Source organism: Phyllobacterium ifriqiyense, from assembly GCF_030817885.1.
Classification (GTDB): domain Bacteria; phylum Pseudomonadota; class Alphaproteobacteria; order Rhizobiales; family Rhizobiaceae; genus Phyllobacterium; species Phyllobacterium ifriqiyense.
Window position 1 is genome coordinate 22,922 of the sequence record NZ_JAUSZT010000003.1, and the last position, 12,430, is coordinate 35,351.

Here is a 12,430-nt window from a genome sequence, read left to right on the forward strand (position 1 = left end):
TGAGCAGGTGGAATGCAACCAGAACGAGGATGGACCGCTAACGTTCCCACTTGGCGAGAAAATCCTCGATGCCCAGTGACTGGATATCAGCAATTGCATCAAACAGAACCGTATGCGGCCAATCCCACCAGGCAAGCTTGATCAGGCTGATGGCTATCTCTTGGCAAAAGCGCGGTCGAATGGGCCTTGCAGGATTACCAGCTACGATCATATAGGGCGCGACATCTTTGGTAACGACGGCATTGGCACCAATGACCGCGCCATGGCCAATAGTAATTGCTGGCATGATAACCGCGCCATGGCCGATCCACACATCGTGACCAATGCTGACGCGCTTGCCTTGTCTGCGCGCACGAAAATCAGCGTCTATGCCCTGAAATTTGAAAAACTCATTGGGACGATAGCTGATTTTATGGGTTGTCACCCGCTCCATAGGATGTTCGAGAGCGTTGATACGCACATTGGGAGCAATGGAGCAGAACCGGCCAATATCGGCATATATGCCCTCACTGTGACGCTCAATATAGGAAAAATCCCCCATGGTAACGTCGCGTAGGATGACGCGCTCGCCCACTTCTGCATATTTGCCAAGCTTGACGCCCTTCAGATGCGCGCTCGGATGGATGCGCGGCTGCGGGTTGAGAAAGCGAGGATCATCAGTTTCAGTCATTGCGGTTTCCCGGATCAGGTTAGTGCAATTCTTTTGCACAAATGATGCACCGTTGCCTATGGCGAAAATCCTGATAGGGGTAGCCGACACATGCCTTTCCGAAAGCAAACGCCCATGACGACCCAGACCCGCCTTTTCATTACTGCCGGCAAGGCCGAAGCCGAGCGGCTGTTTATCTTGCTGGAAAATGCTTTCGAAGATGATGGCCTGCCAATCTCCTCAGCGGAGATCGATGAGGATCGCGAGATATATGAAGTTTCGGTCTATACGTTTGAACCGGAAGAAATTGAAACTCGCATGATCGACACCGTTGGCAAGAATTGGCCCGTCGAGCGCGAACAGGTGCCCGATATTGATTGGGTTGCGCATTCACTGGAAGGCTTGAAGCCGGTGCGCGCCGGGCGATTCTTTGTGCATGGCTCTCATGATCGCCACAAGCGCCGTATCAATGATCTCGGCATTGAAATTGATGCTGGACAGGCCTTTGGCACCGGCCACCACGGCACGACATCCGGCTGTCTTGATATGATCGGCGAAGTGATCCGCCGCGAACACCCACGCAATGCGCTTGATCTTGGAACAGGAAGTGCGGTTCTGGCCATCGGCATTGCAAAGCTCGCGCCTATTCCCGTTCTGGCGACAGATATCGATCCTGTCGCTGTTGCTGTTGCACGGGAAAACGTGGTGAAGAACGGTGTTGCTTCGCGGGTTCGCACCGAAACAGCAACCGGCTTCCATCATCCGGCGATGCGCGGTTCGGCGCCCTTCGACCTGATTGTCGCCAATATTCTGGCACGGCCATTGATGATGCTCGCGCCCGAAATGCGCAAACATCTTGGCTGGGGCGGCTCGCTGATCCTTTCGGGTATTCTGGAAACCCAACGCGAAAAAGTACTCGCCGCCTATCGTGTGCAGGGGCTTTTCCACGTGAAGACCCTCCGCCGCGAAGGCTGGGTAACGCTGCATTTGAAAGCGCGCGCAACTTACTAACCCATGGGCTAAATGCTTCTTTGGTATAATTGACAGCTTTATCTCGCTATAGGAATATATACCTTTAACGAGGATTTATTTCATGAGCGCATTATTTCCCTATCTGACTGAAATCCACCACCTCAGAAACCAAGTCGCAGCAGATAGCGCCAATCTTAAACATATGCAGCTGGCTCCACTTAATACCTTTCCCCGCATGCAAATTCGCCAGCTTGAGTTGGGGCTCGATTCCCGCAAGTCACGGTTACGCTTTCTCGAAGCAGCTGAACGGAAATTCAATGCCAATCAGCCGCGCGTGCCTGCAGGCCATTCAGACGGAGGACAATGGACGGATGGGGTCGGCAGCGGCTCCCTTTCCCGAACAGAACAAAAGCCTCGTGTTATTCTTGTCGGCGCCACCACCGCAAATAATGCAACTGTGAATGGCACAGGTAGATCGACTGGAACCAACCCTTGGATCAACGGCACCACTGAAACCTTGCGATCATTGACCAGACGTATTCCGGGGGCTGCCACAATGAGTGAAGTCCTTGGCAGCATGCGATGGACCGACAGCATCGACAATCACCTACAGGAGTATAATAAACTTGTCGCAGATATTGGCAATGACACCAGTATCATACCGATCATTTCATCACGTGCTCGTTCCTATACCAAAGAAAAGGCTGGAGTTAAAACTGCAGTGGCTGCACTTTCCCGAGAAGAGGTCATAAAATACTGTCCAAATTTTTTGACTGTTCAACAATTGTTGGACAAGGCTGCCAGAACCGCAGGCCCCCTCTCCAATTTTGGCTCCTCGGCACTGCGTGGCACTGCGATCCACACGCTGTTGAAGAATGAAGTGGACAGTTTGAACAACCCAAACTTGCGAACCGAAGTATCTTTCTACAAATCCGCCTATGCTGCACTGATCGAGACTGATCAACAAGTACTTCCATGGTACTCAAATCGATCTGACAAACTTCCTGGTGAGACAGATTATGGTAAAAAATTTACTGTGCGGATAGACGTACATGCCAAAGCATCTGAAAGTCTAATCTGTGTCTATGATGCAAAAACTGGAATATATGATTTCTCCGTACCGCGCATGGATGAAATTGCCGACGGGGTTGCTCGGAACTATGGTGAAGGCGTTCAGTTCTTTGTTATCGGGATGAAACCATTCGAATGACGACAGTTGCACAAGTACGTCAGGCCCTTAAACCGCTTCTCCAGCGCCATTCAGATCTGGCGTTGGCAGGGCGTCATCTCGTACTTACGCCGATCAATCACTTCACCCGTGGCGTATATCTGGCTCGCAGCGGAAATCCAAAAATCTTTGCGCCAACAATCGATGTTGGTATAATTTTTATGGGCATCGACCGATTTCACTATGGCTGGGGCAATACAAGACTTATTCACCCAATTTTTTCCAACCTTAAAGGTGATACCAACGAGCGGGCACAAGCTATTATCAAGATGGATATCAAGCCATTCTTTGGCGGCTGGCATTTTGACAACCCCGAAAATATGGAAATCATGCTGAGTGTCATTGAAGATGCCTTGGTGCCTTTGCGCAAAATAACAAAACTGGAGGAAGTGGTCGAATTCGCTTCTCGGAACGAGAATAATTTTACACCATTTGAATTTAAGTATTATGCCCGCTTGATGATGGCTACGGCTCTTGGTGACTTTGAAGAAGCTATACGCATTATGGATGGACCGGACTACCGACAGGTCGAGCTTCGCAAAGACATGATGTACTGGAACCCGACATTTTATCCCGCTTTGATTGCAGGCGACCGGCGTGAATTGGCAAAAATCTTACATGAATTAGAGGCCATAACTATTAAAAGTCTCAAATATCGAAAATACTGGGAGCCCACACCCTTTCCGCTTGAACTCAAAGACTAAAACACCTCGAGCGATTAAACCGGTTGCTAAATTCAATGCTCCATTGCGCAGAGCAAATGGGGAAGATAGGTTTCGACCCAAACAAAAGAGGTCGATATCATCATGTTCCAGTCGTTTGAGGTGTCCAGCAATCCAGCTACCGGCGCACCGCGTGTTGCAAAATTACGAGCTGAACTCGAAACCCTGAAGCTGGATGGTTTTCTGGTGCCCCGCGCTGACGAGCATCAGGGTGAATATGTTCCTGCCCGCGCGCAACGTCTGGCTTGGCTGACGGGCTTTACCGGTTCTGCGGGCGTTGTTCTGGTGTTGAAGAACAGGGCGCATCTTTTCGTCGATGGGCGTTACACTTTACAGGCGGCAGATCAAACCGACCCTTCCGTCTTTACGATTGAAAGCCTTATCGATACGCCGCCTGCGGTCTGGCTGCGCAGTATTGAGCGTCCGCTGACCATCGGCTTTGATCCATGGCTGCACACAATCAGCGAAACAAAAGCCTTGCGCGAAGCGCTGGAGAAAAATGGCGGCAGCCTCGTCGCCGTAAAGGATAATCTTGTCGATCTTATCTGGGACGATCAGCCTGCCCCGCCGCTTGAAGCAGTGACGATCCAGCCGGAAAAATATGCCGGCAAGCTTGCCAAGGTGAAACTGCGGGAATTGGCGGATGCTGTCGGCAAAGCCAAAGCGGATGCAACCATTTTGACAGACCCATCCTCCATTGCGTGGGCGTTCAACATTCGCGGCAATGATGTGAGCAATACGCCTTTGCCCTTGGCCTTTGCACTCATCCCCGCAAATGGCGAGCCCTTGCTTTTCATCGACAAGCGCAAGCTGCCAATGGAAACAGAAGCCTATTTGACCCAGCTCACCACATTGCGCGCGCCGTCAGCGCTCGATAATGACGTTGCCGATTTTGCTGCACAGGGTCACACTGTCATGCTCGATCCGGCGCTGGCAGCGGAAAAGCTGCGGCTGATCGTCGAAAAAGCTGGCGGCAAAATCGTCGAAGGTCTCGACCCCGCGCGCCTGCCGCGTGCCATTAAAAACAAAACCGAGCTGGAAGGCGCACGCAAATCGCATGAGCGTGACGGCGTGGCCATGGTGTCCTTCCTGTCATGGATTGACCATCAAGCACCGGGCACGATTGACGAAATCGACGCTGCGACCAAACTCGAAGAAACGCGCCACGAGATTGCTCAAGGCTTCCAGATGCCGCTCGAGAATCTGTCATTCGACAGCATTTCCGGTGCCGGTCCAAATGGCGCATTTGCGCATTATCGCGTCAACACGGAGTCAAACCGCAAGCTGCAGGATGGCGAGCTCTATTTGATTGATAGTGGCGGCCAGTATCGCGATGGTACAACCGACATTACCCGGACATTGCCGGTTGGCACGCCAACAGCGGATATGAAAAAGAAGTTCACACTGGTTTTGAAGGGCATGATTGCCATTTCAACCGCACGTTTTCCGAAAGGAACGCGCGGCATGGACATTGACGTTCTTGCCCGCATTGCTTTGTGGAAACAGGGCTATGATTACGGCCACGGCACAGGGCACGGTGTCGGCTCTTTCCTCTCCGTGCATGAAGGCCCGCAAAATATTTCGAAGCGGGGCACACAGGAACTCTTGCCGGGCATGATTCTTTCCAATGAACCTGGATATTACAAGCCGGGTGGCTATGGCATACGCACAGAAAATCTGCTGATTGTTACGGAGCCACAAGTGCCTGAAGGTGGCGATTTGCCGATGATGGGGTTTGAGACAATTACCCTGTGCCCCATCGACAAGCGGCTCATCGATACAAGCCTGCTTGTTCGCGAAGAACTGGTATGGCTTGATGCCTACCATGCCAAGGTCCGGGAAAAATTACTGCCTCACACCAGCGGTGAAGCGCGCGAATGGCTCGTCAATGCGACAGAACCATTCGGCCACGAAGGATAATTCAGGTAAACTGGCGCAGCAGGATGATGACTGCTGCGCCAATCAAAAACATGGTCAGCGCATTGAAGCGCAGTGACACAAGTCCGGCAATGGCAAGTGCCACAAGACCTCGCCAATCGGCATTGGCCGCGGCGGGCGCAACAAGCGTCGTCAAGACCGCTGCCGGCACTGCATTCAACGCGACTTCAACGCGTGGATGCACCCGCTCAAAGCGCGAAAGCACGAGATGGCCGCCTATGCGGGTTAGAAAAGTGGCAACCGCGCCCGCAATAATGATCCAGAAAATCGATGACATCAGCGTTTTTCCTTTGCCGGCTCAGGCTTGGCAAGAATGACCGCCATGAGGATACCCGCGACGGCACCTATGCTGACATGCCAGGGCGATCCAATGGTTTTTGCGGCAATGATTGATGCAATGGCACTGGTAATGACAATCGGTCCCCAATTGGTCCGTTTGCGGAACCCCATCACCAATCCAAGGAAGTAAATGGGAAGCAGCATATCGATACCCAGCGCATGCGTATCCGCAATGAGATTACCAAAAAGCCCGCCAATAAAAGCCTCAACGACCCACATTACATAGATCGGTGTAGCAACGCCGAGATACCAGATGAAGGTTACCGGCTTTCCGGACTCTGCACGCTTTTCGGTTTCAGCATATTGCGGATCAGTCAGCAAAAAATAGCTGAGCATTGCTTCTAATGGCTTGAAATGTCCGATACGACGGCCAACCGCTGCCGAATAAAGAACATGTCGGAAATTAACCGCGAAGATGGAAAAGACGATGAGCCAAGCAGGGATATGCTGTCCAAACAGCTCAATTCCGACCATTTGGCTGGCACCGCCAAATATGGCAGCACTCATGAGTACAGTTTCGAACAGGGAAAAGCCCTGATCAATCGCAAGTGCACCAAACAATACCCCGAATGGCGCGGCCGCAATCATGATCGGCAGCCCTTTGGCAAACCCTTCCCAAAATTGCGTGCTTTTGCTCACTGGAACAGCCTGCGATGGCTTCTGCAGATATATATGTTCATCCATGTCCCCCATCTAGGCCACCGAGCTTATTCTGTCACGTTAGTTTTGTTGATGGCTATCATCAATCTCAGACACGGTCGCATCTTGTCGGTGATGTCTCGGCTCTCTAGATTTCCAGTTGAAGAGCGGAGGAGAAATCATGGCGCATATTATTAATAGGGAAGTTTGGGAAGATCTCCCGCTAAGCTGGCATGGGGAAATTACCGGCAAGCCCTATGGCACCAATGTGTCGATTATATTCAACAATCAGGAACGCGTCGGCGCCGGACCGCGATTGCATAAACACCCCTATACTGAAACCTTCATCATACGCAGAGGGCGGGCGCGCTTCACGGTGGGGGAGGAAATAATCGATGCCGAGGAAGGGCAAATCGTGGTGTGTCCGGCGAACACGCCGCACAATTTCAAAAATCTGGGACCAGGCGCGCTGGAAACGATCGATATTCACGCCAATGAAGTGTTCGTCACTGAATGGCTGGAGTAGCTTAATTATGCGGTACGGCTCCCCGCCTGGGCAGGGAGCCATGCCAATTTTAATCAGAATTTCTGTGTCAGCGACACACGGAAGCTACGGCCAACTTCGGAATAGCGGTCTGCTATAGCAAGGTTGATGCTGTCTGGTACGTCGGTTGCGGACCAATATTTCTTGTCGAATACGTTGAATACACCAACTTGCAGCTTCATGCCTTTGGCAAATTTCGGCTCCCAATAGGCAGTTGTATCGACAATGCCATAACCTGGGGCAACAAAACCACCCTGGCTTACCTTGTCGCGTCTGGCAGCCATGGTCAGGGACACATCGGCGCCCCAGCTATCAGCCGCATAGCCAAGACCAACAATGGCGCGGATTGGTGGAATAGAGTTCAGATACTCATCTGTCTTGGTGTCCTTGCCTTCAACAAACGCAATGGATGTCCATGTCGTCCAATTATTAGCGAAGTTCACGCGCCCACTCAGTTCCGCACCATAAATCTGTACGCGGCTAAGGTTCTCATAGCCCGTAATACCACCAACCGGATACTCGCCACCGGGAGGTGCGATAGTCACGTCATGGATGAAGTTGCGGTAGTAATTGTTGAATATGCTGGCTGACAGCGCATAGGTGCCATCATCATATTTGGTACCAATTTCGAAACCATTGCTGGTCTCTGCCTTCAGGTCCGGATTACCGATTCTCGCATAGGAACCGGGAGCGCCATAATTCTGGTAAAGCTCCATCGCCGAGGGCATGCGGAAGCCCTGCGCCCATTGAGCATAGAAATCGAGATTATTATTTGCGTGCCATGTCGCACGAAGCTTGGGCGTGAAGCGGGAATCGCTGTTTGACGCAGGCAAGCCGCCATCATAATTCGGCCCCCTCTCGTAAGCTGCTGTCGACTGCGGGCTGTGCTCATACCAGTCAAAACGACCACCCGGCGTCAGCGTCAACTTGCCGTTGAGAAGCTCGATATCGTCCTCGACATAGAGGCCAAATCCAGTTGTTTCCACATCAGGCATATCGGACGCATTCGAGTGCAGCATTTTGCACGATTGCGGGCCGAATGGTGAGGGAATTCTTGTCCAATCAACATCCGGACAATTGTCCACACCCGCTGAATATTGATGGAGATCCTGGCGGTAAATTTCCGCTCCAATACGGAACTTGTGCTCAATGCTGCCAATCTCGACAGTCTTGCTCGCATTGCCGGTAAAGCCGTAAGCGTCAAGCTCCAACTCATTGTCGCGCTTATAGATGCCGAAAGGATAGCCATAGCGGAAAGGATCACGCGGTATGATGGACGCTCTGCTGTCCCGCAGGCGAATTGCATCAGTGGTATTATTCAGAGTCTGCCGGGTCCAGTAAGCGATGGCGTGCGCCTCATCGAGCCAGCCGGTTTTATCCGGCGCGACATAATCATAGCTGCCCGAAATGCGGATACGCTCTGACTCTTCGCCCGACTGGAATTTCCCACGCTCATAGGAAGACGTTGTGCCAATGAAGTTCTCGCCGTCCTGTTCGCGATTGGAGATTTCTCCAGTCAAACCAAAACGATGGCCACCCTCGACGTTCTGATAGAGCTTTACCAGCAAATTGCGTTGGTCGACGTCGAGAGGATTCGGCTCTGTGCGTCCGGCGCCGTAACCGCCAATATCACCCATGCGGTCCTTTTCATGACCTGTCGTGTAGCCGCCCTGAACAAGCAACTCAGTGTCATTGATGCGCGTTGCAGCCGCAATATTTGTCCGCCAGCTGCGGCTTGAATCATCATAGGTGCCCTTGGTCCAGACACCCCAATTCTTTCCCTCACCAATAATATCGGCAGGGTCCAGCGTGTGTATCTGGATAACCCCACCAAGTGCGCCAGAGCCATAACGGCTGGAATCGGTACCCTTGGTGATGTTGATCTTGGAAAGGCCGTCAAAGCCGAACGTATCCAGCCCGCCTTGCGTGCTGCGTGGATCGGAAATCCATGGCACACGAATTCCATCAAGGGTGGTCAATACGCGATTCTGATCCAGCCCGCGGAGGTTGATACTCTTGGAGGTGGAATTGTAATTAACACCTGCATCAACCCGTCGGCCGAGGTCTTCAAAGTCTTGGACCATACGGTTTTGGATAACTTCGCGGTCAACTGTATTTGTCAGGACAGTCGCTTCGTCGCCGCCCGGTTTGTTTTTAAGAACGATGGGTGCAAGCGTGATATTCTCGCCATCAGCTGGAGCGGTCTGCGCCGCCGCAATCCCCGAGCCCAATCCAAGCGCCAAAATCGTACCGGCGCTACCACACATAAGGCGTGCAAACAGAATCTTACCCAAAACCATAACAAGTCCCCGCGAGAGAATGCTTGGCTGGCTGGACCTGCGATAGGCGATCGCGAGATGTCGGTGGCTTGCTGAGCGAATAATGCACGCAATTACGTGCAACTGGCGCTAGCTACTTAAACTTTACCATTTAAGTCAAGATTAATTGCACAGAATATTTCCATATGTTTCAGCGAGGAGACATATGTGACAAGAAGGACACAATTGCTAACTGCAACAAGCTTTTTAAGCAGGGAGCGTGCCTTGAATTGCCCTGCCCCAATCAATAAGCGGCTTGGCGCGCAATGCAAAATCAAACAGGTCATCCGCCAGCTCCGGAGATGTAATTCTCGCAGGTTCAATCGTATGGCGCACCATGAAATGCCGGTTGCGCAATGCTTCAATAAGATCGGCATCCGTCACCTCCTCAAACCCACGGGGGGTGCGCTTCAGACGGTCAATATCCCGAAGCTCCAAACCATTACTGGCAAGGGCTTTGACCATTGCTCGATATTTTTCCGGTTTGGCGACGATTGCCTTGCGCATCGCAAGTAAAAGCTCGGGCTTTCCCTGCCAGAACGCGACGGCGGCGTAGCAACCCCTGTATTCTTCGAGACCGACACACACGTAGAAACAACCGCTCTCGCTCCATTTGCTTCCATCAGGAGAAAGCAGTGCTGAAAGATGCCGGTTATAGGGGCTTTTATCCTTGGCAAAGCGCGTATCGCGCTTGATGCGGAACTGCGATTTTTTGCGATCTCCTTTAAATGGCAGTCCGGCTTTTTCAAACCGCACAATCAGATCATCGACGAGATCTCCCAAAGGCTCGTAAAGATGTGCCTCAAACAGATCCTTGTTTTCCAGAAACCATTCGCGATTCTGATGAAAATCCAACGCCTTGAGAAAAGGCAGTGCTTTGTCGCCAAATCCCTTGAAAACAGTCTCGCTCATGCGCCCACCAGTTCAAACCATGCGTCTTCATCAATGACTTCAATGCCCAATGCCTGTGCCTGTGTCAGTTTCGAACCCGCGCCCGGACCGGCAACAACAAGATCGGTTTTCTTTGAAACGGAGCCTGCGGTCTTGGCGCCATAACGCTCTGCCATAGCTTTAGCTTCATCACGGGACATGCGCTCCAATGAGCCGGTAAACACAATAGTTTTTCCCTCCACGGGCGAGTCGCTGACGATACGCACTTCCTCATCAAGAGGCGTGACTTCATTGAGGAGCGCTGCAAGCGCATCGCGATTGTGCTGCTCCGCATAAAAATCGACCAGCGCCTCCCCGACAATACTGCCAATGCCTTCAACATCGTTCAATTCCCGCCAGGCATCATTACCCTTGTCCCCTTTGTCCTTCGGGGGAACGGCTGCGATTGCGGCATTGGCAAGCGCCTCATAGGAGCGATAAGCCTTTGCCAGCCGCTTGGCATTCACTTCGCCCACATGACGAATACCAAGACCGAAGATAAAGCGGCTGAGCGAAACCTCACGACGCTCGTCGATGGCATCGTAGAGTTTCTTGACTGAAGTTGCGCCAAAACCATCAATATTTTCAAGCTTGGCCAACGAGCCTGCCTGGCGTTTCTTTAGAGTGAAAATGTCGGCGGGCGTGCCGATATGCAGCGCCGGATCATCCGACTTGAAGAAAAATTCGACCTGTTTTTCACCAAGACCTTCAATGTCGAATGCATTGCGCTGAACGAAATGACGGAGGCGTTCGACGGCCTGTGCAGGGCAGATCAATCCCCCGGTGCAGCGGCGCACGGCCTCCCCCTCTTCGCGCACTGCATGGGAATCGCACGCCGGGCATGTGTGAGGGAATATATAGGGCGTGCTTCCGCGGGGCTTATCCGCCACGATGTCAACGATCTGCGGGATGACATCGCCTGCGCGCTGCACCACCACCGTATCGCCGACGCGCAGATCGCGACCTTCACGGATCGGTTGGCCGTTCTGGCCGATGCCTTTGATGTAGTCTTCATTATGCAGTGTGACATTCGTCACCACAACGCCGCCAACTGTAACAGGCTCAAGTCTGGCAACAGGCGTCAGAGCGCCTGTGCGACCCACCTGAATATCGATACCGCGCAAAATCGTCATGGCGCGTTCAGCTGGAAATTTATGCGCAATTGCCCAGCGCGGACTGCGTGAGACGAAACCGAGACGCTGCTGTAGCGCTAAATCATCGACCTTGTAGACCACGCCATCAATGTCATAGCCGAGGAGCGCGCGTTGCTCTTCAATCTGGTGATAATGTTTGACCAGGCCTTCAACGCTTTCGAAACGCTGCATCAGCGGGTTCACGCGAAAACCATAGGATTTGAAAGCCTCCACCATGCCCATTTGTGTGGAAGCAGGCATTTCGCTCACCTCACCCCATGCATAGGCAAAGAACTGTAGAGGCCGCGAGGCGGTAATGGTGGAATCCAGCTGGCGCAACGAGCCGGCAGCGGCGTTGCGCGGATTGGCAAAGATCTGTTTGCCATCCTTGGCCTGGCGCTCGTTCAAAGCTGCAAAATCGGCATGGCTCATATAAACCTCACCGCGCACTTCGAGCACCTCGGGCGGATTTCCATCAAGCACATTGGGAATGCTGGCAACTGTACGCGCATTCAGCGTGACATTCTCGCCAGTCGTTCCATCACCGCGAGTGGCGGCAGTTACCAGCCGGCCCAGCTCGTAGCGCAGAGAGAGCGACAACCCGTCAATTTTTGGTTCGGCAGTAATAGCCACGCTCGCATTGGTACCCAGTTTTAAAAAGCGACGGATACGACCTACGAAATCCTCCACGTCGCTGTCATGAAATGCATTGTCCAGCGACAGCATCGGGATGGAATGGGTGACCTTGCCGAACTTTTCCGAAACACTGGCGCCAACCTTGTTGGATGGTGAATCTTCGCGTTTCAGTTGCGGAAAGCGTTGCTCAATAGCCAGATTGCGTCGACGCAGGGCATCGTACTCCGCATCAGAAATTATCGGTGCATCTTCGGTGTTATAACGATAATCGTGTTGAGCAATCTCCGCTGCAAGCCGACCAAGTTCCTCGGCTGCTTCCGCTTCGGTCAGTTTTTCTACTGCTTTATCTGCCATGATTTGCCTACTGCTGGATTCGGCGGGA

General features: G+C 52.4%; 11 protein-coding genes. 5 read left to right on the plus strand and 6 right to left on the minus strand.

The window, feature by feature from the left end:
* Positions 1-37 precede the first annotated feature (37 nt).
* Positions 38-670: a DapH/DapD/GlmU-related protein gene (locus tag QFZ34_RS07445; RefSeq protein WP_307279138.1), complete on the minus strand. Its 633-nt coding sequence runs from the start codon at positions 668-670 to the stop codon at positions 38-40.
* A gap of 114 nt (positions 671-784) precedes the next feature.
* Between QFZ34_RS07445 and QFZ34_RS07450 the strand changes: the two genes are divergently transcribed.
* The 4 genes from QFZ34_RS07450 (at position 785) to QFZ34_RS07465 (ending at position 5,491) form a co-directional block, all read left to right on the plus strand.
* Positions 785-1,660 (plus strand): 50S ribosomal protein L11 methyltransferase, encoded by an 876-nt coding sequence (locus QFZ34_RS07450; RefSeq protein WP_115053243.1) that lies wholly within the window; start codon positions 785-787, stop codon positions 1,658-1,660.
* 82 nt (positions 1,661-1,742) lie between these two features.
* On the plus strand, positions 1,743-2,831 hold the full coding sequence (locus QFZ34_RS07455) for a hypothetical protein (RefSeq protein WP_307279143.1): 1,089 nt from the start codon (positions 1,743-1,745) through the stop codon (positions 2,829-2,831).
* Positions 2,828-3,553, plus strand: coding sequence for a hypothetical protein (locus QFZ34_RS07460; protein ID WP_307279145.1), 726 nt, complete (start codon positions 2,828-2,830; stop codon positions 3,551-3,553). The genes QFZ34_RS07455 and QFZ34_RS07460 overlap by 4 nt, the downstream gene beginning before the upstream one ends.
* Before the next feature lie 99 nt (positions 3,554-3,652).
* Positions 3,653-5,491: an aminopeptidase P family protein gene (locus QFZ34_RS07465; protein WP_307286143.1), complete on the plus strand. Its 1,839-nt coding sequence runs from the start codon at positions 3,653-3,655 to the stop codon at positions 5,489-5,491.
* A gap of 1 nt (position 5,492) precedes the next feature.
* Here QFZ34_RS07465 and QFZ34_RS07470 read toward each other — a convergent pair whose 3' ends face one another.
* Both QFZ34_RS07470 and QFZ34_RS07475 read right to left on the minus strand, forming a co-directional pair.
* Positions 5,493-5,786 carry an AzlD family protein gene (locus QFZ34_RS07470; RefSeq protein WP_307279148.1) on the minus strand — a complete coding sequence of 98 codons (294 nt, stop codon included), beginning with the start codon at positions 5,784-5,786 and terminating at the stop codon, positions 5,493-5,495.
* On the minus strand, positions 5,786-6,532 hold the full coding sequence (locus tag QFZ34_RS07475) for an AzlC family ABC transporter permease (protein ID WP_307279151.1): 747 nt from the start codon (positions 6,530-6,532) through the stop codon (positions 5,786-5,788). The genes QFZ34_RS07470 and QFZ34_RS07475 overlap by 1 nt, the downstream gene beginning before the upstream one ends.
* Before the next feature lie 136 nt (positions 6,533-6,668).
* Here QFZ34_RS07475 and QFZ34_RS07480 point away from each other — a divergent pair, with 136 nt between their 5' ends.
* Positions 6,669-7,013 (plus strand): cupin domain-containing protein, encoded by a 345-nt coding sequence (locus tag QFZ34_RS07480; RefSeq protein WP_115052565.1) that lies wholly within the window; start codon positions 6,669-6,671, stop codon positions 7,011-7,013.
* 53 nt (positions 7,014-7,066) lie between these two features.
* On the opposite strand, the gene QFZ34_RS07485 is transcribed toward QFZ34_RS07480, so the two are convergent.
* The 3 genes from QFZ34_RS07485 to ligA form a co-directional block, all read right to left on the minus strand.
* On the minus strand, positions 7,067-9,331 hold the full coding sequence (locus QFZ34_RS07485; RefSeq protein WP_307279154.1) for a TonB-dependent hemoglobin/transferrin/lactoferrin family receptor: 2,265 nt from the start codon (positions 9,329-9,331) through the stop codon (positions 7,067-7,069).
* 225 nt (positions 9,332-9,556) lie between these two features.
* Entirely contained in the window at positions 9,557-10,261 is a 705-nt protein-coding gene (locus tag QFZ34_RS07490; RefSeq protein WP_115052563.1) for a DUF2461 domain-containing protein, read from the minus strand.
* The gene (ligA, locus tag QFZ34_RS07495; protein ID WP_307279158.1) at positions 10,258-12,402 is read right to left on the minus strand and encodes an NAD-dependent DNA ligase LigA; all 2,145 of its coding nucleotides are present in this window, start codon (positions 12,400-12,402) and stop codon (positions 10,258-10,260) included. Before ligA ends, QFZ34_RS07490 begins: the two co-directional genes overlap by 4 nt.
* Positions 12,403-12,430: the final 28 nt, after the last annotated feature.

What these genes read in the sequence shown, in the direction of transcription:
- QFZ34_RS07445 (WP_307279138.1), bottom strand. Translation starts at nt 670, where the DNA reads ATGACTGAAACTGATGATCCTCGCTTTCTCAACCCGCAGCCGCGCATC.
- QFZ34_RS07450 (WP_115053243.1), top strand. Translation starts at nt 785, where the DNA reads ATGACGACCCAGACCCGCCTTTTCATTACTGCCGGCAAGGCCGAAGCC.
- QFZ34_RS07455 (WP_307279143.1), top strand. Translation starts at nt 1,743, where the DNA reads ATGAGCGCATTATTTCCCTATCTGACTGAAATCCACCACCTCAGAAAC.
- QFZ34_RS07460 (WP_307279145.1), top strand. Translation starts at nt 2,828, where the DNA reads ATGACGACAGTTGCACAAGTACGTCAGGCCCTTAAACCGCTTCTCCAG.
- QFZ34_RS07470 (WP_307279148.1), bottom strand. Translation starts at nt 5,786, where the DNA reads ATGTCATCGATTTTCTGGATCATTATTGCGGGCGCGGTTGCCACTTTT.
- QFZ34_RS07475 (WP_307279151.1), bottom strand. Translation starts at nt 6,532, where the DNA reads ATGGATGAACATATATATCTGCAGAAGCCATCGCAGGCTGTTCCAGTG.
- QFZ34_RS07480 (WP_115052565.1), top strand. Translation starts at nt 6,669, where the DNA reads ATGGCGCATATTATTAATAGGGAAGTTTGGGAAGATCTCCCGCTAAGC.
- QFZ34_RS07485 (WP_307279154.1), bottom strand. Translation starts at nt 9,331, where the DNA reads ATGGTTTTGGGTAAGATTCTGTTTGCACGCCTTATGTGTGGTAGCGCC.
- QFZ34_RS07490 (WP_115052563.1), bottom strand. Translation starts at nt 10,261, where the DNA reads ATGAGCGAGACTGTTTTCAAGGGATTTGGCGACAAAGCACTGCCTTTT.
- ligA (WP_307279158.1), bottom strand. Translation starts at nt 12,402, where the DNA reads ATGGCAGATAAAGCAGTAGAAAAACTGACCGAAGCGGAAGCAGCCGAG.